The 19724-nt window shown below is 71.5% G+C and carries 21 protein-coding genes and 1 pseudogene; 10 read left to right on the forward strand and 12 right to left on the reverse strand.

Translation table 11 applies throughout. From position 1 onward, the window contains the following. Positions 1-385 precede the first annotated feature (385 nt). The 6 genes from ACFVT1_RS05670 to ACFVT1_RS05695 all read right to left on the reverse strand — a co-directional run bounded on the left by ACFVT1_RS05670 (position 386) and on the right by ACFVT1_RS05695 (position 6429). Complete coding sequence (locus tag ACFVT1_RS05670) at positions 386-2284, reverse strand: LamG-like jellyroll fold domain-containing protein (RefSeq protein ID WP_389792839.1); 1899 nt, start codon at positions 2282-2284, stop codon at positions 386-388. Positions 2285-2572: 288 nt separating this feature from the next. Then, positions 2573-3340: an SDR family oxidoreductase gene (locus tag ACFVT1_RS05675; RefSeq protein WP_389792841.1), complete on the reverse strand. Its 768-nt coding sequence runs from the start codon at positions 3338-3340 to the stop codon at positions 2573-2575. Between the two features lie 273 nt (positions 3341-3613). After that, complete coding sequence (gene crcB / locus ACFVT1_RS05680; protein ID WP_389792843.1) at positions 3614-3988, reverse strand: fluoride efflux transporter CrcB; 375 nt, start codon at positions 3986-3988, stop codon at positions 3614-3616. Then, positions 3985-4437, reverse strand: a complete 453-nt coding sequence (locus ACFVT1_RS05685) for a DUF190 domain-containing protein (RefSeq protein WP_389792845.1) — start codon at positions 4435-4437, stop codon at positions 3985-3987. Before ACFVT1_RS05685 ends, crcB (ACFVT1_RS05680) begins: the two co-directional genes overlap by 4 nt. Continuing rightward, the gene (gene crcB / locus ACFVT1_RS05690) at positions 4434-4844 is read right to left on the reverse strand and encodes a fluoride efflux transporter CrcB (RefSeq protein ID WP_389792847.1); all 411 of its coding nucleotides are present in this window, start codon (positions 4842-4844) and stop codon (positions 4434-4436) included. The genes ACFVT1_RS05685 and crcB (ACFVT1_RS05690) overlap by 4 nt, the downstream gene beginning before the upstream one ends. A gap of 211 nt (positions 4845-5055) precedes the next feature. Next, positions 5056-6429 (reverse strand): hypothetical protein, encoded by a 1374-nt coding sequence (locus ACFVT1_RS05695; protein ID WP_389792848.1) that lies wholly within the window; start codon positions 6427-6429, stop codon positions 5056-5058. 200 nt (positions 6430-6629) lie between these two features. On the opposite strand from ACFVT1_RS05695, the gene ACFVT1_RS05700 reads away from it, so the two are divergent. The 6 genes from ACFVT1_RS05700 to ACFVT1_RS05725 all read left to right on the forward strand — a co-directional run bounded on the left by ACFVT1_RS05700 (position 6630) and on the right by ACFVT1_RS05725 (position 10576). Further along, positions 6630-6755: a lasso RiPP family leader peptide-containing protein gene (locus ACFVT1_RS05700; RefSeq protein ID WP_344512892.1), complete on the forward strand. Its 126-nt coding sequence runs from the start codon at positions 6630-6632 to the stop codon at positions 6753-6755. Positions 6756-6922: 167 nt separating this feature from the next. After that, entirely contained in the window at positions 6923-7531 is a 609-nt protein-coding gene (locus tag ACFVT1_RS05705) for a hypothetical protein (RefSeq protein ID WP_389792850.1), read from the forward strand. Beyond that, a complete protein-coding gene (locus ACFVT1_RS05710) occupies positions 7485-8762 on the forward strand; it encodes an asparagine synthase-related protein (RefSeq protein WP_389792852.1) in 1278 nt (425 codons plus the stop codon). Before ACFVT1_RS05705 ends, ACFVT1_RS05710 begins: the two co-directional genes overlap by 47 nt. Continuing rightward, a complete protein-coding gene (locus tag ACFVT1_RS05715; protein WP_389792854.1) occupies positions 8749-9039 on the forward strand; it encodes a PqqD family peptide modification chaperone in 291 nt (96 codons plus the stop codon). The genes ACFVT1_RS05710 and ACFVT1_RS05715 overlap by 14 nt, the downstream gene beginning before the upstream one ends. Positions 9040-9044: 5 nt before the next feature. Next, on the forward strand, positions 9045-9458 hold the full coding sequence (locus ACFVT1_RS05720) for a lasso peptide biosynthesis B2 protein (protein WP_389793353.1): 414 nt from the start codon (positions 9045-9047) through the stop codon (positions 9456-9458). Between the two features lie 83 nt (positions 9459-9541). Beyond that, positions 9542-10576 carry a protein-L-isoaspartate O-methyltransferase gene (locus tag ACFVT1_RS05725; protein WP_389793354.1) on the forward strand — a complete coding sequence of 345 codons (1035 nt, stop codon included), beginning with the start codon at positions 9542-9544 and terminating at the stop codon, positions 10574-10576. A 71-nt stretch (positions 10577-10647) separates the two neighbouring features. On the opposite strand, the gene ACFVT1_RS05730 is transcribed toward ACFVT1_RS05725, so the two are convergent. Continuing rightward, complete coding sequence (locus tag ACFVT1_RS05730) at positions 10648-10839, reverse strand: hypothetical protein (protein WP_389792855.1); 192 nt, start codon at positions 10837-10839, stop codon at positions 10648-10650. 277 nt (positions 10840-11116) lie between these two features. Here ACFVT1_RS05730 and ACFVT1_RS05735 point away from each other — a divergent pair, with 277 nt between their 5' ends. Continuing rightward, positions 11117-11953 (forward strand): helix-turn-helix domain-containing protein, encoded by an 837-nt coding sequence (locus tag ACFVT1_RS05735; protein ID WP_389792857.1) that lies wholly within the window; start codon positions 11117-11119, stop codon positions 11951-11953. Then, a complete protein-coding gene (locus tag ACFVT1_RS05740; RefSeq protein ID WP_389792859.1) occupies positions 11950-12165 on the forward strand; it encodes a DUF397 domain-containing protein in 216 nt (71 codons plus the stop codon). Before ACFVT1_RS05735 ends, ACFVT1_RS05740 begins: the two co-directional genes overlap by 4 nt. Positions 12166-12496: 331 nt before the next feature. On the opposite strand, the gene ACFVT1_RS05745 is transcribed toward ACFVT1_RS05740, so the two are convergent. Then, positions 12497-12901 (reverse strand): toxin-antitoxin system YwqK family antitoxin, encoded by a 405-nt coding sequence (locus tag ACFVT1_RS05745; protein WP_389792861.1) that lies wholly within the window; start codon positions 12899-12901, stop codon positions 12497-12499. Between the two features lie 431 nt (positions 12902-13332). Between ACFVT1_RS05745 and ACFVT1_RS05750 the strand changes: the two genes are divergently transcribed. Next, on the forward strand, positions 13333-14838 hold the full coding sequence (locus ACFVT1_RS05750; protein ID WP_389792863.1) for an alpha/beta hydrolase: 1506 nt from the start codon (positions 13333-13335) through the stop codon (positions 14836-14838). Between the two features lie 70 nt (positions 14839-14908). Here the strand turns inward: ACFVT1_RS05750 and ACFVT1_RS05755 are convergent. Beyond that, positions 14909-15535, reverse strand: a pseudogene (locus ACFVT1_RS05755) (phosphoribosyltransferase); the annotation flags it as partial. Positions 15536-15654: 119 nt separating this feature from the next. On the opposite strand from ACFVT1_RS05755, the gene ACFVT1_RS05760 reads away from it, so the two are divergent. Next, complete coding sequence (locus ACFVT1_RS05760) at positions 15655-16524, forward strand: HAD-IIA family hydrolase (RefSeq protein ID WP_389792865.1); 870 nt, start codon at positions 15655-15657, stop codon at positions 16522-16524. A gap of 26 nt (positions 16525-16550) precedes the next feature. On the opposite strand, the gene ACFVT1_RS05765 is transcribed toward ACFVT1_RS05760, so the two are convergent. The 3 genes from ACFVT1_RS05765 to ACFVT1_RS05775 all read right to left on the reverse strand — a co-directional run bounded on the left by ACFVT1_RS05765 (position 16551) and on the right by ACFVT1_RS05775 (position 19552). Continuing rightward, positions 16551-17348 carry a VOC family protein gene (locus tag ACFVT1_RS05765; RefSeq protein WP_389792867.1) on the reverse strand — a complete coding sequence of 266 codons (798 nt, stop codon included), beginning with the start codon at positions 17346-17348 and terminating at the stop codon, positions 16551-16553. Between the two features lie 282 nt (positions 17349-17630). Further along, positions 17631-18317 (reverse strand): response regulator, encoded by a 687-nt coding sequence (locus ACFVT1_RS05770; RefSeq protein ID WP_389792869.1) that lies wholly within the window; start codon positions 18315-18317, stop codon positions 17631-17633. After that, positions 18314-19552, reverse strand: a complete 1239-nt coding sequence (locus ACFVT1_RS05775; protein ID WP_389792872.1) for a sensor histidine kinase — start codon at positions 19550-19552, stop codon at positions 18314-18316. The genes ACFVT1_RS05770 and ACFVT1_RS05775 overlap by 4 nt, the downstream gene beginning before the upstream one ends. Positions 19553-19724: the final 172 nt, after the last annotated feature.

Here is a 19724-nt window from a genome sequence, read left to right on the forward strand (position 1 = left end):
GCGAAGCACAAGGAAAAACAGGGGGCGGAACACGGGGCGGAACCGGGGGCGGAACACGGCGCGGGACGGGGGCCGCGCGGGGGCCGTGCGGGAGGTCGTACGAGAACGGGCTTGCGTAAACACTCTACGTCACTGTTAACTCGAAAAAACACGGGCAGGGAACCACGAGGGGAGTCCCCTGCTCGTGAAGTCGGCGCGGGCAAAAGGGATATGCACCGCAATATGGGTGTAGCCCTTCACGACGGGGGATGCGTGAAGGGCTACACCTGCATTATGACCGCTGGTCAGGTTGTCATCAACTGACTGCCCGGTCAGTGGGACGGCGGCGTCCGGGGTCTTTCGTCCGGATCACCCCGCGAGCCCGGCGTGATCCGGACGAGAGGTCCTAGGCCGTCATGAAGTCCCGGACGCGCAGGGGGCGTTCGACGATGCGGACGTCGCCGAGCCAGCCGTGCATCAACTGGTCGAGCCTGCCCCCGTATTCATAGGCGCCGAGCAGCCAGGGCAGGCCCGCGGTGGCGAGACCGGTGGTGCGGGTGGCGGGATTGCGGGCGACGACGCAGCCGTCGACGTACATCGTCGTGTGCTTGCCGTCGTTGACGACCGCCACGTGCCACCACCGCTCGCGCGTCAGCTCATGGCTCCAGTTGGTGACGGCCCCCGGCTGGTTCAGCGGCGCCGCCGCCCACTGGAGGCCGGGGCCGTCCGACACGCAGAGGGTGGCGACGGGCTCGTCCGGGTCGCCGGACGTCTTGCCCGCGGCCCCCAGCGTGCCCCGGCGGCCGAGTACGGCGCCCCAGGCGTTGCGTCCGGCGTCCCAGTCGGCGGGGAGGCGGAGGAACGCCTCGATGGTGTAGCCGGATCTGAAGGTCTTGGTGTTGAGCGGGGCGTTGTTCTCCGTACGCAGATACGCGCCCCGCAGCGGCGGCTTCGAGCCGTCGAAGTAGAGGCTGCCGTGGCCGGGCTGGTCGGGGTGGTGGCCGGTGGACCAGCGCAGTGCGTCGGGCGCGCTTCCGGGCACGGCTTCGCGCACCAGGTCGTTGCGGTGCCCGGACAGGTCGGGGACGCGCAGATCGGCGGCGGCTGCGGAACCGTCCGGGTGCGCGGGCGAGTCGAAGCGCCAGTAGGCGACCGTGCCCGGGATCAGCAGCTGCTTCGCCGGGCGGGGGCCGCGCACGGGCACGGGCGCGAAGCCGGCGAACCGCTTCTCGAAGTCGATGGGGACGGCGAACCGGTCCTGTGGGCCGGTCAGTTCGATCTCACCGCGCTCCAGTTCGTTGAGCCGCTCGCCTGCCCGGCCGAGGATCCACGGCGAGATCGTCTCCACGTCGATGGTGTTCCTGGCCAGGTCGAAGCGGTAGAGGCGGATCATCGCGCTGCCGCCGTAGTAGCGGTTCTGGTAGTTGGTGAGGTGCAGATGGACGTCGTTGCCGGCGGTGTTCCTGCGGGTGGTGCGCCCGGCGGGCCAGTAGTGGCCGTTGAGGGTGAGGAAGATCTGGTCGTGCCCGGCTATCAGCTCGTCCCACAGATGCGTTCCGTGGTCGGAGAGCGCGGCCTCGTCGCCGTCCGCGTCGGCGTACACCAGCTCGTGGGTGGTGAGGACGACCGGCATGTGCGGGTGCTCGGCGATGACGTTCCGGGCCCAGGCGAGGGACGCCGCCGACGGCCGCCAGTCGAGCGCCAGCACCAGCCACTCCCGCCCGGCGGCGCGGAACACGTGGTACGTGTTGTAGCCGTCCGGGGTCGCCCCGCCGAACGTGGGCAGCCGCCGCATGCGCCGCGGACCGAAGGTGTCCAGGTACGGGGTGCGGCCGCGCCCGTCGTCGGTGGACGACGCGATGTCGTGGTTGCCCGCGACGACGCTGTAGCCGACCTGCCGCCGGTCGAGCAGCTCGAACGCCTCGCCTATCGCCTCGAATTCGTCGGCCCGGCCGTTCTCGGTGAGGTCGCCCAGATGGGACAGGAACACGATGTTCTCGTCGCGGCCGTGATCGAGGACGTATCGCAGCGACGCCTCGACCGGGGCCTTGTTGATGCTCGCCCCGTCGAAGAGGTACTGGGTGTCGGGCATGACGACGAGCGTGAACCGCGAACTCTCCGGATCGGGGTGCCAACGGGCCGTGGCGGCACCGGCGTTCTGCTGGGGGAGAGCCGCGGCGGGGGCGGCGGACACGAACCCCGTGGCCGCGGCGGCGGCACCGGTGAGCGCGGCGGCCCGCAGGAACGTACGGCGCCCGGCGCCGGGCAGGAGCGGTCCGTCGGGCTGGTGGAGGGGGCTGCACATGGGTGTCTCCGCGGAGGGCGATCGTCGGGGGGTGATCGTCTGCAAGCTAGCCGCGGGACCGGGGGAGGAATGGCCCGTATGGACGACATCCGGGCGAAGACTCCATGAATTGCCCGCTCCGGGGCCCGCGGTGGGACCGCGCGGCTCCGGCCCCGGCCCCGACTCAGGCTCCGGCCCCGGTTCGGGCTCCTGCCGCGGTTCGGGCTCCCGCCCCAGCCTCACCCCCGGCCCAGGCCCACCCCCGGCCCCAGGCCCCGGCCCCGCCGGAACGCCGCCGTGCCCGCTCCGCTACCGTCCGCCCGCGACCCGCAGGACCGCCCCCGTCACGTAGGACGCCTCGTCCGACAGCAGCCACGCGACGGCCGCCGCGATCTCCGGGGCCGCCCCCGGGCGGCGGAGCGGGATGCCGGACGCGGCCGCCGCCGCACGGCCGGGGTCGCCCGCGGTGGCGTGCATCTCGGTGTCGATCATGCCGGGGGCAACCGCGTTGACCCGGATGCCGTCGGGCCCCAGTTCCTTGGAGAGCCCGATCGTCAGGGCGTCCACCGCCGCCTTCGTGGCGGCGTAGTGGACGAAGTCCCCGGGGCTGCCGAGGGTGGCGGCGGCCGAGGAGACGTTGACGATCGCGCCGGACCCGGCGGCCGTCATGTCCCGCGCGGCCCGGCGGCAGCACAGCAGGCAGCCGAGAAGATTCACGTCGAGGACCCGGCGCAGCGTCTCGGCGGAGGTGTCGGCGAGCCGGCCCAGCGGACCTGTCACCCCCGCGTTGTTGACCAGCCCGGTGACCGGGCCGAGCTGTGCGGCAGCGATGTCGAAGAGCCGTTCCACATCCGCCTCCACGGCGGTGTCCACCCGCACCGTGACACAGCGCGCCCCCGCGGCCCGCACCGCCGCCGCGGTCCGCTCGGCGGCCTCCGCGTCGCTCACGAAGCCCAGGGCGAGGTCATGCCCTTCGGACGCCAGCCGGACACAGGTGGCGGCGCCGATGCCGCGACTGCCGCCGGTGACGACGGTGACGGGGCGCGACGAGGGAGGAGTGGTACTGCTGACGGCCACGGGAGGAACCTCTCGCTCTCGGATCATGCGTGTGCGTCGCATCGTACGGAGAGCGCCTGCCGTTGGAGTGGTGCCCGGCGGGCCGTTGGCGTGGTGCGCGGCGGGGGACCGCACCCGTGCCTAGGGTCGGCGGCTGACGGACCGCTGTCGGCGTGGAACGGGTTGAATCGCCCGGGACCGGTGGCGGCTCCTCCCCAACGGCGTTCCCCTGCCACCGCCTCGCATCGCGGTGGCAGGGGACGCCGACCGTCCGCGCCTGTACGCCCCTGGCCGCTACGCCCAGAGCGCGTCGGCGAGGGAGACACCGACGAACGCCGCGCCGAGCCCTGCCACCACACTCGCCACGACGTTGGCCGCCGCGTAGAACTTCGCCCCGTCCTCGGCCAGCCGCAGCGTTTCGTAGCTGAAGGTCGAGTACGTGGTGAGCGCCCCGCACAGTCCGGTGCCGAGGAGCAGTTGCAGCGAGGAGGAGGCGGCGCCGGCCGCCACCGCGCCGGTCAGCAGCCCCAGGATCAGCGAACCGCTCACGTTGACGGCGAACGTGCCCCACGGGAAGACGGTGTCGTGCCGGGACTGCACCGCCCGGTCGGTCAGGTACCGCAGGGGCGCCCCGACCGCCGCCCCGACGATCACCAGCAGCCAGTTCACCGGCGCCGCTCCCGGCTGTCGCGGTCGCTCCCGTCGCGGTCGCTCCCGTCGCCGACGGCGTCGTTCCCGATGGCGTCGTTCCCGACGGTGTCGCTCTCGTCGGTGTCGTTCCCGTCCGCGTACCGGACGACCTCGCAGGCGTCCAGGACGACCAGACCGCCGTCCGCGACCAGCTCGTCGACGAGCGGCAGGAACGCGCGGATCCGCTCCTCCGCGTCCACGATCACGACCGCCACCGGCAGGTCCTCGCTCAGGGAGAGCAGCCGCTGGGTGTGGATCATCGACCCGGCGCCGAACCCCTCGATCCCCCTGAAGACGCTCGCGCCCGCCAGCCCCGCCCGGTGCGCCCGGTGCACGATCTCCGTGTACACCGGCCGGTGGTGCCACCCGTCGGACTCGCCGACGAGGACCGTCAGGCGCAGTGCCCGTTCCGTGTTCGGCGCCGTCATGACTGCCTCCACGCCAGCACGCGGCGGGTCGCCCACACCGCACTCCACACCGCCGCGAGGGCCGCGCACAGTGTCAGTCCCAGATACGCCAGGCCGGTACGGGCCCGGTCACCCTCGACCAGGCGCTGGATGTCCACCGCGTACGTCGAGAACGTGGTGAAGCCGCCCAGCACCCCCGTGCCGAAGAACGGCCGCACCAGCCGGTGCGCCGCCCACACCTCGCTGATCACCACCATGAACACACCGATCACCGCGCAGCCGACGACATTCACGATCAGTGTCGTCCAGGGAAAGCCGAGCAGGGAGGTGGGCCAGATCAGCGCGGCGCCGTAGCGGGCGCACGCTCCGAGCACGCCGCCGAGCGCGATCACCGCGATGACGGGACCTTGGGGATTCCGAGTTCCCATACGTACGTGTCTCCTGCCTGCTACACGCACCAGGCTATCGCTGCATCCCCCGGCAGGCCCACCGCACCTTCGGCGGGCCCGCCGGCCGCTACGTCGGCGCGTGGCCCACCAGGTCTTGCCCGGAGTTGCTGTCCCGAGGGGAGGCCGGCCCAGGTAGGCACAGAAGACGCAACGGGTGATCCTCAACCCGTAAAGGGCTGCTGCGTTCTCTTCAGGCGCGGGTGAGGAAGTCGGTGGCGCGTTCGTCGAGTTCGGCCGCGTACCGTACGCCGCGGGCCCGGAAGCGGGCGAGGTCCCGGCGCATGCTGGTGACGGCCTTGCGGGTGCGTGCGGACCGCACGCCGTCCATGTGGTCGATGGCCCGGTTCCAGGTGGCGCATGCCTGCTCGATCCGGCCGCGCTTGAGCTGCATCTCGGCGCCGGCCACCAGGTCGAGGGCGACGATCCGCGCATAGGTTCCGGCGGGACGGGAGGCGGCGGCGCGGGCGTACTGCTCGGCGGCGGCGCGGTGATCGCCGATCGTCTCGTAGACCTTCGCGGTACGGGAGTAGACCGAGGCGGCCGGAGGGCCCCAGGCCAGGGCCCAGAACGGCACCTCGTCCCCCGGGGCGGCGATCAGCAGGGCGCGCGCCTGCTCGGCCTCGGCGAGGGCCGTCTGCGTCCGGCCGGCTTTGGCAAGGGTGTGTGCGTGGACAACGCGGAAGAGGGATTCGGTCTGGGCGTCGACCTTGCCCTTGGCACGGTTCAGTCCGGTTTCAGCGAGGCCCTGACAGTGCTCTGGTCGGTGCAGCTTGAGGCCCTGCATGGCCATCGTGCGCATCACGAACCCGTCGTGGCCGGTGATCCCGGATTCGACGGCGAGCGCGTAGGACTGAAGGTAGTACCGCTGAGCGAGGCCCTGCTGGCCCGCGTCGTAGGACTTCCAACCCAGGAGGTGCACGCCGCGGCTGGCGGCGGAGAGCATGTGCCGGCGGATCTCTTCGGTTCGGAAGCGGCCCCGGCACAGCGGGGCGACGTCGTCGCGCAGGTACTGGACGAGCGCGCTGCGGCCGTGCTGTCCGCCGTGGCGTTCGTCCATCTCGGAGAAGACGTGCACCATGTCGCGCACTGCGGCGACCTCGGCCATGCCGACGATCTGGCCGGTGCGGGCGGCGGCCATGCGGTCGGCGATGTCCTGTACGTACGAGAGCGGCAGGGCGGCGGCGGCCACCGAGTAGGCAGAGGTGGTCAGGAAGCGGCGCCGGTCCAACTCGAACCTCCACATCGGCAGTAGGGCCTCGATCGGGTCGGCCCCCAGCGACAGACCGATGCTGTCATCCTCCTGCCCGTCCTCGTCCGCCAGTCCGAGGTCTGGAAGGGTCAGCAGGCGGCCGAGCCGCCGGGACAGGACCACGGCGAGGTAGCGGCCGGTGTCTCCGGCGGGCGTGGTGCCGGCAATCCAGTGCTCGACGGTGGATTTGTTGGTCCGTAAGGCGACGCCGCACTCGGCGGCCACCGTGCGGACTGCCTTGGCCAGGGCAGCGTAGGTCAGCCTGGATTCGGCGACGAGGTCCCGCAGCTGGTGGTTCGGCGTGCGCGTGGTCATGAGTACCTGCCCGTATACCCGATATACCGCTTGCCCTGCCCGCCACCGTACCGCCGGATGGGCAGCGCGGGTTGACTGTTCATCAGGCCGCACAGCAGGGGCCCAAGCGGCTCCCCGGGCCCTTGCCGTGCGGCTGTGCACCGCCCGTCCACCGCGCCCATTCCCGGGTGCGGGGACGAAAGGAACTGGAGGTTTCGATCATGGAGCAGACCATCACCCCCGTGTACTCCGCGCCGATCGTTCTGGACGCCGGGGACGTCGCCGAGGTGACGCTGGGGACCAACAACTTCGACACCGCTGACGACACCCAGTACAAGAACGCCTGAACCACCGCTCTGCCCGGGGCCGGAGGGGCTGAGTGCCACGCCCGGCTCCGGGGGTGAGAGGGCGTCGGGCTGCGGGGCCGTGCCGGGTCACGGCCACATCCGGTCCGGCGCCCGCTCCTTTGTCGACTACCGAGCGATGGAACGGACTTCGAGGAGAGCGGCAGCTGATGCGGTGGAGTACGGGCTGTGTCGGAGGAAATGAATACGACCGGCTGCCGAGAGGCGGGCGGCCGATTCCGGGACTTGAGGCGACGTGGACGGTCGGCTGGCCCGTCGACCGGGTCCGGACAGCGGGCTCCGGCCCGCTGGCCTTGGCCGTCGTCGGCGATTGCGGCGCCGGTGACCAGCAACTTGAGCAGGCGCTGGAGACGGTAGGGGCGAAGGACTGGCGGGCACTGACCCGCTGGCCCGGGTCCTACCTGGCCCTCGCCCGCTGCGGTGAGGCGCTGGCGGTGATCGGTGATCTGGCCGGCCAGCACCCGGTGTACTGGCGGACCGAAGTCGCCGGAACCAGGTGGTCGACCTCGGCCAGTGCACTGGCCGCGCTGGGCGGGGCACAGGTCGACCCGACCGCGCTGGCCGCCCATCTGGCCCTGGCCCAGCCGGACGTGCTCGGACAGCGGAGCCTGTTCCGCACGGTGAACCGGGTGCCGACCGGACACCTGTTGCTGATCACTGCCGAGAAGAGCGCCGCCGTGCGCTACGAGCCGACCGACCGATGCCCGACGGGTGAGCCTGCGAGATGCCGCCCCGACGGTGCGGGCCGCGCTGAGTGAGGCGGTTGCCGTCCGGCTCGACGGCCGTACGGTCAGCGCGGATCTGGCGGGGCTGGACTCGACCACGCTGGCCTGTTTGGCGGCGAAGAGCGGCCCGGTGGCCGCGGTGACGTTCGCCGACGAACGCCTGCGTGACGATGACCTGGCGTACGCGGTCCGCACCGCAGCCTCGGTGCCGGGCCTCACTCACCATGCGGTACCTGGCAGCGTGGACACCGTGTACTACGCGGGCTTGGACGACCTGTCATCGCTCCCGGCCAGTGATTCCCCGAATGCCTACGTGGTCACGGCCTCCATCAAACGGTCCGTCCTGGACGCGGTCGTTGCCCGAACCCCGGAACTGGGTGTCCACTTCACCGGCACGGCAGGGGATGCGGTGTTGTCCGCACCGTCGGCCTACCTGTCCGATCTGCTGCGCGAGGGACAGCACCGCCGGGCCTTCCAACACGCTCAGGCGCACGCCCGGCTGCGGCACACCTCCGCGTGGACCGTGCTCCGCCGGGCCCGTTCGGCGTCGCGCACCGACCTGCCGGGGGCCTGGCGGCACCTGGCCGCCGTACTCCGTCAGGCACCGAGGGAGTGGGTGCCGCAGGCCCAGCAGCCGGTGGCCTGGACACCGCTGCTGGCCACCGCGGACTGGATGAGCCCCGACGTACGCACCGCTCTCGCCGACGCCCTCGATACGGCGGCCGACAACAGCGCGGAGGCACCCCGGCTCCTGGCGGCATGGGCCGACGGCCAGGACCTGGCCCGGGTGGGGGCGGACACCACCGGGTGGCGCGAGATCGCGCTCGCCGGACACGGCATCGAGATCGCCGCCCCTTTCCTGGACAACGAGGTCATCCGGGCCTGCCTCGCTGTCCCCGCCGACGAGCGCGGCGCCCCGGGCCGCTACAAGCCGCTGCTGGCCGCGGCGTTCACCGGTTCCGGTCTGCTGCCGGACTTCGTGTTGTCCCGGGTGACCAAGGGCGGCTTCAACGCCCTCGCCTACGCGGGCCTGACCCAGCATGCTCCTGTCCTTGCCGACCTGCTCGGTCCCACCTCCCGACTGGCCGCAGCCGGCCTGGTCGCCGAAGCGCCGGTGGCGAAGATGCTTGCCCGCGCGGCGGCCGGACAGCCGACCGCACAGGGCGCCCTGCATCTGGCCGTTGCCGCCGAGGTGTGGCTGCGGCAGCTCGAAGCCACCAATGCCCGTTCGTGGTGGGAGGTGATCGCTCGTGCGGCTGAGTGAGAGCGCCCACGCGGTGCTCACCGACGAGGGCGGCGCCATCCTGGATGAGCGCTCCGGACGCTGGACACATCTGACGCCGACCGCGGCCGCCGTGGTCCTGCTCCTGCTGTCCGGCTCCGGCGAGGAGCAGACCGCAAGCCGCTTCGCCGAGCGGTACGGGATCGGTGCCGAGCAGGCTGCCCGCGACGTGCGCACGGTCGTCGGCATGCTCGCCGCCCAGGGCCTGGCCGCCGACGAACCGGCGCTCGCGCGCCACTGGTGGAGGTGGCGGCGGTGACCAGCATGGAGGCGTACTCCACCGTCCGCGTCGGCACCTTCACCGAGCGGCTGGCGGCAGCCACGGGCCTCTTCTTGGCGCTGGTGCTGCTGCGGCTGCCCTTCCGCCACACAGTCCGCGCTGCCCGGCTCGCCCGGCAGATCGGCCGCCGCCCGCTCGACGCCGCGCGGGCGGCGGCGTTGGTCAGTGCGGTTCGGCACGTCGGCCGGCTTTGGCCGGGGCGGGCCGCCTGCATGGAGACCTCGCTGGGAGCCGTGCTCGCCGCAGCTCTGCTCGGCCGCCGCCTCAACTGGTGCCTGGGGGTGAGGTTCTCCCCGCCGCCGGTGGAGTACCACGCCTGGGCCGAGGTGCCCGAGATCGGCCAGGTCGGCGAGTACACCGCCGCCGGGTGGCACCACCACGCAGCCCTGACGGTCTGATCCAGCCCGCGTCATCGGGCGCCGTGTCCTTCACCCGCCCGGAGCAGTTTGACCGAATGCCCGTACCGAAACCCCTCGAAGGAGTGAACCCGTTGAACGCCGTCGCCCTGGCTGCCGAGTCTGTCCCTGAGCGCCAGTACACCCACCACGAAGGCCGCGGGCCGACACCACACCGCTCCAACCCGGTCGTCATTCACCGAGAGCTGACCACCCTGGATGTCCGCCCCGGCCACGAGGTGGCCGAGTTCGGCACCGGCTCGGGCCTGTCCGGAGCTCTGCTCGCCGAGCTCGTCGGACCCACCGGTTCGGTGACGAGCCTCGACGTCGACGACTTCCTGGTCCGCTGGGCCAACCTCATCCACCGTGAACGCGGCATCGACAACGTCCGCTGCCACACCGCCGACGGCACGGCCGGCTTCGCCGCGCGGGCTCCGTACCACCGGATGGTGGCCTGGTGCACCCCACCGCTGCTGCCGAGGGCCTGCGTAGACCAGGTTGTCGACGGCGGGCTGATCGTCGCCCCGCTGCCGATCGCCGCAGTGCCCAACATGACGGTCGTCGCGAAGATCCGCGTGAGCGGCGGGAATCCGGTCGTGGAGGCGGTGTTCACCGGCGGGTACATCGAAGCGACCTCCTCGCCCAAGACCGACCTTGACCTGCCCGGCCGCTGGGTGGACTGGGAGGTGCGTGTGCCCGCTCCCTCCTGGATCTCCATCGCCTGGCGTCAGGAGGACGACCCGCTGCACACCGGCGCCCGCACCGCGCTGGAACGGCTGCTGAAGGACGCGCACACCGAGCCGTACGGTGGTGCCGACGTCGACTGGCCGGCCTGGCGGACGTTCGCCGCCACCCTGGGTGATCACCGGCTGACCACGGCCGGGCTGAGTCCGGACCTGTGGGCGATCGGCCACACCACGGCGACCACGGCGGCCGTCATCCAGCAGGACGGCACGATCCTCGCCGATCGGTCCGACTCCCCGTCCCTGGCCGTGCTGCGCGGCTGGCTACAGCAGTGGGAGGCGGTCGGACGGCCCGCGCCCGAGAGCTACACCCCGGCCCTGGTCTGCGCGGGCGGCGATGAGGGTCCGGCGGGCTGGGACCTTCGGCTGTCCCGGTAGGCCGCCGCCTTCACCCGGATCGTCACCTCGGCGATCTTTCCGTCTGCGCGAGCCGATGCGCGCCGGGGTTCTCACCGCGTCCGCCGGAGGGAGTTGCGCAGCCCGTTCTCCTCGGTGACCTTGGCCCGGAGTTGCCGTATCGACGCGGAGTCCCCGGCGTCGTCGTTCCCGCCGGCGCGGCATCGCGCGCACTCGCAGGGCGGCCAGCGCAGCGGGTTGAACTCGGGGAACTCCGGCTCGGGCGCGGGATCTTGCTCCTTCATGCCGATCCTCGTTCCGTGCAGTCCGCCGTGTCCCGGTGACGCCGGAGCAGCACCCGGCAGTCGGTCGCCCCGCTGTAGTCGTGCTGATCGCTGGCGAGGGCCTCGGCCAGCCGGAGCTCCTGGCACTCGGGACAACAGCCTTCTGTTTCACGCCTGTTCTCGGCGAACACAGATAACTCCCCTCCGTAGTCATTCCACTACTAAGGGGGTTCAGGTTGGCCTAGAGTCGGGAGTGCTTCAACTTGTTCGGGACGAGCGAAAAGTCAGGTGGCAGCCGTTGAATCGCAAGGAGTTGGACCCCGAGAGCAGCCCGGAGGCCGCCTTTGGTGCACGCATCCGCCGCTTGCGAGAGGAGCGCGGATGGAAGCAGGAGGAGTTAGCCGACCGGATGGGCTACTCCGGCACCCACATCTCCGCCGTCGAAACTGGTCGCAAGATGCCGACTCTTCGGTTCTCGCGCAATGCAGACCAGGTTTTCGGCACCGGGGAAACGGCAGACACGTTCGAACGCCAGTACCGCGAGATCCGGCACGGTTCGCTGCTGGAGGGGTTCCCGCAGTACGTGGGCTACGAAGGACGTGCTGCGGAGATCCGGCTGTACGAAGTCGGGATCGTTCCTGGGCTGTTGCAGACGCAGGGGTACGCGAGGGCATTGGCGGAAGGTGACGTGTGGCGCGGTTCCATTACGTCCGAGCAAGCAGCCGACCGCGTCTCGTTCCTGGCGGAGCGTCAAGCAGTGCTGGTACGGCCCCGCCCTCCCACGATGCTGGTGGTGATGGACGAGAGCTGCGTCCGCAGGCGGGTCGGCGGGGACGAGGTCATGGCCGCCCAGCTCGACCGACTGCTGGAATTCGCCGAACTGCCGAACACCGTGCTCCAGATCGCCCCTTTCGACATGGCGGAGCGCCGTCCGTTCAACCTTCCGATGAACCTGCTGACGTTGTCGGACCTGTCCGCCGTCGCATACGCGGAGTCTCAGATGCGGGGCCATGTGGAGCGCGATACGACCTTGGTCCTCCCCTTGCTGGCGGCCTACCATCAACTGCAGGCCGAAGCGCTGTCCCAGGCGGCATCGGTGACCATGATCCGTGAGGCACGAAAGGGCACCCCGTGACGACCACGACCGAGTCTCCCCGCTGGTTCAAGTCTTCGTACAGCTCCAACGGCGGCAACTGCATCGAGGTCGCCGCCAACCTCGTCGCCTTCCGCGGCGTCGTCCCCGTCCGTGACTCCAAGAACCCGCGCGGCCCGGTGATGAACGCCTCCCTCGCCTCGTTCTCCTCCTTCGTGGCGGGTGTGAAGGCCGGGGAGTTCGGCGCCGTCTGACCTCGCCGGATCCAGCGCATGTGATCCGAGAAGCCTCGCCGTGCAGTGCATGGCGGGGCTTCTCGTTGTTCCCAACTGCGCAGTCAGTGCATTGGGTTCATGTTCTGGCGGGCCGCTGACTGGTTGCGGCGGCGGTGGCAGCCCGGCGGGTGGGCTGGATCGAAGGCGGGCCGATGCGGCAGAAGGGCGACAAATTGGTCACGAGCGGTTCGGTAAGCCAAGAAGGCAGCACCGGCCTATCACTCCCCAACGGTCGCACAGCGCCGCAGGTGTGGTGATCGCAGCGCTGGTGGTTGTCTCGTCGGACAGGCGAGTGGCAGCCCCGTCACGGTTACGACGCTCTGTTGTAGAGCGACCGGAAGTGCAGCAGCGTCTGATGGTCCGAGTCGGATTCCGTGAGCGTGTGGTCGTCCTCCAGGACACCGTTCTCATCCCACTGCTTCGCCCACAGTGCAATGCCGTACTCGTACTCGCCGTCCTCCGCGAGCTGCCCGTTTCTGTGCCACTCCCGAGCCCGTCCATGCAGTGCCCCCCGTGCGAACATCGAGTCCACCATGGGCTGCCCCGGCGCGTACCACTCCTTCGTCGGCCCCCACCGCAGACCCTCCCGGTAGGTCGCCTCGGACCTGAGGACGCCGCCCTTCTCCGTGAACGCGACCCCAGTGAAAGGCACGTCGTCCAGGTAGTGGAGACCGTCGTCTTCGTAGTCGACTCGGTCCGCCGAGACTCGATCCATGGAGATCTCCTAGCTGTCTTGCCCGTCTGGTTCGACGGGCGCATCCTGTCGGCTGCCGGTCCGCAAGTTCCGGCTGGTGCCGGTGACTTGTGATATCCGGTCCGATCCGATTCTGCCAAGTCGCGGTGGTCGTCCAAGGAGTGCTGCCGGGCACGGAGGCATCTGTTCGGGGAGCCGGAGCGCGGGCGTAACGTCAGCCGGGTAGCAACCGGACCACAGCAAGGCCCAACCGCGCCCCTGTCCCGCCTATTCGCGAGAGTTCCTACTCGGCAGAACAACTTCCAACCCGTGTGCCTGCACCGTCACCTGGCAGCGCTGGACAACGATCGTGGCGGGCGCGAAGGCCGGAGAGTTCGCCGGGGGCTAGCTCCACCCCAAATGGTGGCGCCTCCCGGTTGTGCTGCGGCGGTCGGCTCAACAAGGCTTGCGGCATGAGGACTTACGGAAAATCTGCCGCGTTCGTCGCCCTGTCCGTCACCGCCGTCGCCACCGCGCTCACCGGTGCCGCGCCCTCGCAGGCCGCCGCGTCGGCCAACCCCGCGCCCGCGCTCTCCTGGCGGTCCTGTGCCCAGGACGGCGGCCCCGCCGGGCAGGAGTGCGCCGAGCTGCCCGTGCCGCTCGACTACCGCGACCCGGGCGGCCCGCAGATCTCCCTCGCGGTGACCCGGGTCCGCAGCGACCGTCCGGCCGCCCGGCGCGGGACGCTCATGGTGATCCCGGGCGGGCCGGGCTCCTCCGGGGTGCAGCGGGTGACGCAGAAGGGGGAGCGGTTGCAGCGGGAGACGGAGGGGCGGTACGACATCGTGAGCCTCGACCCGCGCGGGGTCGGCGGCAGCCCGAAGGCGAGCTGCGGGCTCGCCCCGGAGGACCGGGAGTTAGTGAACCTGCGGGCCTGGCCCGGCGCCGACGGCTCGATCACCGAGAACGTGACACGCTCCCGGCGTACCGCCGAGGCCTGCGCCCGCAACGGCGGAGCGCTGCTGCGGAGCCTCACCACGGCCAACGAGGTACGGGACATCGACCGCTTCCGGCAGGCGCTCGGCGAGGAGAAGCTGTCGGCCTGGGGGAGTTCGTACGGCACCTACGTGGGCGCCGTGTACGCGCAGAAGTACCCGCAGCACACGGACCGTTGGGTGCTGGACAGCAGCGGCGACCCGAACCCGTCGCGAGTCGCCAAGGGCTGGCTGGCGAACATGGCGGTGGGGGCGGCCGACCGCTTCCCCGACTTCGCGCGCTGGGCCTCGGACCCGGCCAGGGAAGCGGAGGGGCTGCGGCTGGCTCGGCGGGCCGAGGACGTGCAGCCGCTGGTGCTGGACCTGGCGGCGCGGCTGGACCGTGAACCCAGGGAGTCCACCACGCCGGGCATCCGGCTGACCGGCAACCGGCTGCGCCAGGCGATCCAGCTGGCCCTGTACGAGGACGACGCCTTTGCCGGGCTGGCGGGGCTCGTCCGGGCGGCCGGGGACCCCTCGGCGAAGCCGGTCCTGCCCGATGCGCTGAGCGGGCCGATACCGGACGAGGACGCGGCCGTGACGGTCGGCGTGATCTGCAACGACGTGCGCTGGCAGGGCACGGTCTCCTCGTACGCGCGGGCCGTCGCCGCCGACCGCGTGAAGCACCCGCTGACCGCCGGGATGACAGCGAACATCACCCCGTGCACCTTCTGGAAGGACGCCCCCGCCGAGCAGCCGACCAGGATCACGGACCAGGGACCGTCCAACGTCCTGATGATCCAGGGCCTGCGCGACCCGGCGACCCCGTACTCCGGCGCCCTGAAGATGCGCGCGGCCTTCGGTGACCGGGCCCGCCTGGTGGCCGTCGACCACGGCGGGCACGGCATGTACCTGGGCCACGGGAACGCCTGCGGCGACCGCGCGGTCACCACGTTCCTGAACACGGGGGTCCGGCCGGAGCGGGACGCGTACTGCGCGGACTGACCGTGACGGGGCTGCGACTGGGCAAGCGCTCCGCTCAGTCGCAGCCCGGCGTCACATGTCCGCTGTTCCTGGCCTGCGCCAGCAGGGAGACGACCTCCTCGTCGGACGTCTGCCCGAAGTCCCGGTACCACTCCCCGACGGCGTAGAACAGGCGCGGCATGGACAGGCACACCACCTCGTCCGCGCTGCGCCGCAGCCGGACGACCGCGTCCGGCGGCGCCACCGGCACGGCCGCCACGACACGTGCCGGGCGCTGTGCCCGTATCACCAGGCAGGCCGCCTCGGCCGTGGCACCGGTCGCGATGCCGTCGTCCACGACGATCACGGTGCGGCCTTCGACCGGCGTCCGCGGCCTGCCCGCGCGGTAGGCCTGCGCCCGCCGTGCGAGTTCCGCCGCCTCGACGTGTTCGATCGCCGCGAGATCCTGCTTGCCGACCCGGAGGTGGCTGACGACGTCCTCGTTGAGGACCCGTACCCCGCCCTCACCGATGGCGCCGAACGCCACCTCCTCGTGGTGCGGCACGCCGAGCTTGCGGACCACGATCACATCGAGGGGAGCGCCGAGCATCTGTGCCACCTGGAAGGCCACCGGGACTCCGCCCCGGGGCAGACCGAGCACGACGGGGTTCTCCCGCTCCAGATGACGGAGCACCTCGGCCAGCTGCTGTCCCGCGTCCGCGCGGTCGGCGAACAGCACGGCGGTTCACCCCCAACCAGGGGAGGCAGGGACCACACGGGCCGTGCGGACCCCACCCGCTTCCTACCTCGAAACAACCCCAAGTGCGGTGTCCGCGCAACTCGGGCAGGGTCGGTGGCATGGAACGAATCGGAGCGGTCCTGATCGACATCGACGGGGTGCTCACGGTGTCCTGGAAGCCGTTGCCCGGCACCGTGGCGGCCATGGAACGGCTGCGCGGGGCGGGGCTTCCGCTGGCGCTGGTCACCAACACCACGTCCCGCACCCGTGCCTCGATCGCGGGGAAACTGGCCGCCGAGGGCTTCCCCGTCACGGCCGACGACATCCTCACCGCCCCCGCCGTCACCGCCGCCCACCTGCGGCAGCACCACCCCGGCGCCCGTTGCCTGCTGATCAACACGGGCGACATCCGGGAGGACCTGGCGGGCGTGACACTCGTCGACGAAGGCGCGTACGGGGCCGGGGCCGGGACCGGGGCTGTGGATGAGGCCGGAGACGGGGACGGAGACGGGCCCGGTCCGACTCACGGTGACGCGCCGGACGTCGTCGTCATCGGCGGGGCCGGGGACGCCTTCACCTACGCGGCGCTCAACCGCGCCTTCCACCACGTGCGGCGCGGCGCCCGGCTCGTCGCCATGCACCGGAACATGTACTGGCGTACGGCCACCGGTCTCGACCTCGACACCGGAGCCTTCCTCCTGGGGCTGGAACGGGCCGCCCGCGTCGAGGCGGAGATCACCGGCAAACCCGCCGGATCGTTCTTCGCCGCGGCCCTGGCACACCTCGGCGCCACCGCGTCGCAGGCCCTGATGGTGGGCGACGACATCGAGTCCGACGTACTGGCGGCCCAGCGCGCCGGACTCACCGGTGTACTCGTCAGAACCGGCAAGTACCTCCCCGAGACCCACCGGGCCGCCGACGGCACCCCGGATCACGTGATCGACTCCTTCGCCCATCTGCCGGACCTGCTGGAGCGGCCGGGGACGTGAGGAGTGCGCCGGCACGCACGGCCGGGTCAGGACACCGGGGACGTCCTGGGCACCTCGCCCTCGGTCGTGTGGACGTCGATCACGGAGAACGCCGCACCCTGCGGGTCCGTCAGCGCGGCGAAGCGGCCGAAAGGCATGGTCATCGGGCCGAACCGCAGGATCGCGCCGCGCTCGGTGGCCTTCGCGACGGCCGCGTCGCAGTCCGCGACGGTGAAGTACACATTCATGTACGGCGGCACCTCGGGCGGGAACTCGTCGCCCATCTTCATCCGCCCCATGACCGTCCTGTCGCCGAGGTTGAACATCCTGAAGTCGACGTGGTCGTCCTCCATCTTCACCATGCGGTACGGGAAGACAGCGGAGAAGAAGGCATCGGACTTCTCGGGCTCCCGGGTGAACACCTCGGCCCAGCAGAACGCGCCGGGGACGCCCTGGGCCTCGAAGCCCTCATGGGCGCCCGCCTGCCACACGCCGAAGAGGACACCGCTGGGATCGCGGGCGAGCAGCATCGTGCCGAACGCGCCGACCTCCATGGGGTCCATCAGCGTCTCGCCCCCGTTCTCGCGGATCTTCGCGGCGGTGGCGGCGGCATCCGGCGAGGCGAGGTACAGGCACCAGGCCGACGGTCCCTCCTGTCCGGGCATCGGGGGCACGACGGCGGCGACCGCCTTGCCGTCGGCGTACGCCTGCGTGTAGTCGCCGAACTCGGCCGTGGACTCGCCGAACGTCCAGCCCAGCACGTCACCGTAGAAGCGCTTCGCGCCTTCGAGGTCGGGGAACATCGCGTCGGCCCAGCACGGTGTGCCCTCCGGGTGTACGGCCATGACGTCGACTCCTTCGTGATCTTCACGATCTTCGTGCTCGGTGGGTGGTCCGGTCTGTCACGCTAGCCAGCCCACCGGCTCCCCGCGCGCTGGAAGCGTCGCGCTCCCGCGTCTCGCTGGGGCACACGGGTGAGCGGGCCAGCCGGTGGACCGGCCCCGTCCCGGCCGACCGGCCCGCCGAGCAGCCGCCCCCGACCCGGCTGACGGACCGGCCCCGTCCCGGTCGACGGACCGGCCCCGACCCGGCCCGACCTGCCCCGACCCGGCCCCTCCGGAGTGCCCTCAGCGCCCGGCGTCCGGCAACGGCGGGTCCACGCGCACCAGGCCCGACTGGTAGGCCATGGCGACCAGTTGGGCCCGGTGCCGGGCTCCCAGCTTGGTCATCGCGCGCCCGACATGGGTGCGTACGGTCAGCGGGCTGACATGCATCCGCTCGGCGATCTCGTCGTTCGACAACCCTTCGGCGGCCTGCGCCATGACCTCGCGCTCGCGGGCGGTCAGGACGTCCAGGGACTCGGGCGCGGCGATCCTGCCCTCCGGGCGGGCGAGGTAGCGGGTGATGAGGGCCCGGGTCGCGGCGGGCGACAGGAGCGTGTCGCCCGCGGCCACCGTGCGGATGGCGTCCAGCAGTTCCTCGGGCCCGACGCCCTTGCCGAGGAAGCCGCTGGCACCCGCGCGCAGGGCCTGGGCCACGTACTCGTCGATCTCGAACGTGGTGAGGATGAGGATGCGGGTCCCCCGCAGCGCCTCGTCCTGGCAGATCTCCCGGGTCGCCGCCAGCCCGTCCAGGCCCGGCATCCGGATGTCCATCACGACCACGTCCGGCGTCGTGGCGCGGGCCAGTTCCACCGCCTCCCGGCCGTCCGCCGCGAGACCGACGACCTCCATGTCGTCGTTCGAGTCGATCAGCAGCCGGAAGGTTCCGGCCAGCAGCGCCTGGTCATCGGCCAGCAGTACCCGGATGGTCACCGCGCCGTCCTCTCGTCGTGGTCCGATCGCCCCGGTGACGATTCGGGCTCCGCTTCAGCCGTCTCCAGCGGAAGCTCCGTGGTCACCTCGAAGCCGCCGCTCGCCCGGTGCCCGGCGGCCAGCCGGCCACCGGCGGACAGCGCCCGTTCCCGCATGCCGATGAGGCCGTACCCCGGCGCCCCCGCCGTCTGCGGCTCGTGCCCGTCGTCGCTGATGGTGAGCGTGAGCAGGCGGCGCGAGTAGCCGAGCCGGACCGACGCCGCCGCGGAGCCCGCGTGCTTCGTGACATTGGTCAGCGCTTCCTGCACGATCCGGTACGCGGTCAGGTCCGTCCCCGGCGACAGCGGCCGCTCCGCGCCCTCCACCGACACCGAGACGACGAGGCCCGTCTGCTCGAACGAGGCGATCAGCTCGGGGAGCTGGGCCAGGCCGGGGGAGGGCTCCAAGGGGGTCTCCGGATCGCCCTCGCTGCGCAGCAGCCCCACGGTCGCCTTGAGTTCGCGCAGCGCGGAGGAGGTGGTTCCGGCGAGCTGGTCCATCATGTCCTGCGCCTGCTCGGGCCGGCTGCGCAGCAGGTACGCGGCGGTGGCCGCCTGCGCGTGGGCGAGGGCGATGTGGTGCGCGACGATGTCGTGGAGCTCGCGGGCTATCCGGGTCCGTTCCTCGCTGACCCGGCGGCGTGCCTCCTCCTCGCGGGTGCGTTCCGCCAGCTCGGCCCGTGCCTCCACGGCGGCGACATGATCGCGCCGGCTCCGTAGCGACTCACCGATGGCACCCGCCAGCAGGACGCAGGAGAGAACGCCGATCCGGTCGGGCCGCAGCAACGCGGCGTCGCCCCAGCCGACGGAGATGATGAGGAGAGCGAGAGTCGCTCCGGTCGTGTACACCACGGTCGTACGGAGGTCCGTACGCAGGGCCAGGAGATAGAGGGCGACCAGAGCGGCGCCGATGAAGGTCGGGCTGGGGTCGGAGCCCATGCGGCCGCTCATGAGGCCCAGGACACCGCCGTACACCGTCGTCACCAGCACCACCGTGCGCGGGTACCTGCGGCGCCCCAGCAGCAGTACGGCGGAGGGCACCAGGGCGGCCAGGGAGAACGCGAGCGTCGGGCCGCGGACGATCCGGGCGCCGGTCATGGTGCTGGAGAAGACCGCGATGGCCCACAGCAGCACGGCCACCGCCACATCGACGGACCAAGGGTGGCGCCGGGCCCACTGCCGCCAGTCGGTGAACATGCAGTCTCTCTTCCTCTTCCTCGGAGCCCGTTTCCGCGGAGTCCGTCCGTCCCACCCATGGTCGTCGACTCGCCCCTCGTACCCGCCCGGGGCGGCCGGAGGCCCGCCCGTCATGCCGCACGACGGACGGGCCCCGGACACGTCACTTCACGTCACGTCACTTCTCTTCACT

The organism is Streptomyces sp. NPDC057963, assembly GCF_042887155.1.
Classification (GTDB): Bacteria; Actinomycetota; Actinomycetes; order Streptomycetales; family Streptomycetaceae; genus Streptomyces.

Coding starts and splice junctions, on each gene's coding strand:
- ACFVT1_RS05750 (WP_389792863.1), top strand. CDS start 13,333: ATGAGGACTTACGGAAAATCTGCCGCGTTCGTCGCCCTGTCCGTCACC.
- ACFVT1_RS05760 (WP_389792865.1), top strand. CDS start 15,655: ATGGAACGAATCGGAGCGGTCCTGATCGACATCGACGGGGTGCTCACG.
- ACFVT1_RS05705 (WP_389792850.1), top strand. CDS start 6,923: ATGCGGTGGAGTACGGGCTGTGTCGGAGGAAATGAATACGACCGGCTG.
- ACFVT1_RS05765 (WP_389792867.1), bottom strand. CDS start 17,348: ATGGCCGTACACCCGGAGGGCACACCGTGCTGGGCCGACGCGATGTTC.
- crcB (WP_389792847.1), bottom strand. CDS start 4,844: ATGGGAACTCGGAATCCCCAAGGTCCCGTCATCGCGGTGATCGCGCTC.
- ACFVT1_RS05670 (WP_389792839.1), bottom strand. CDS start 2,284: ATGTGCAGCCCCCTCCACCAGCCCGACGGACCGCTCCTGCCCGGCGCC.
- ACFVT1_RS05695 (WP_389792848.1), bottom strand. CDS start 6,429: ATGACCACGCGCACGCCGAACCACCAGCTGCGGGACCTCGTCGCCGAA.
- ACFVT1_RS05685 (WP_389792845.1), bottom strand. CDS start 4,437: ATGACGGCGCCGAACACGGAACGGGCACTGCGCCTGACGGTCCTCGTC.
- ACFVT1_RS05700 (WP_344512892.1), top strand. CDS start 6,630: ATGGAGCAGACCATCACCCCCGTGTACTCCGCGCCGATCGTTCTGGAC.
- ACFVT1_RS05775 (WP_389792872.1), bottom strand. CDS start 19,552: ATGTTCACCGACTGGCGGCAGTGGGCCCGGCGCCACCCTTGGTCCGTC.
- ACFVT1_RS05720 (WP_389793353.1), top strand. CDS start 9,045: ATGGAGGCGTACTCCACCGTCCGCGTCGGCACCTTCACCGAGCGGCTG.
- ACFVT1_RS05745 (WP_389792861.1), bottom strand. CDS start 12,901: ATGGATCGAGTCTCGGCGGACCGAGTCGACTACGAAGACGACGGTCTC.
- ACFVT1_RS05730 (WP_389792855.1), bottom strand. CDS start 10,839: ATGAAGGAGCAAGATCCCGCGCCCGAGCCGGAGTTCCCCGAGTTCAAC.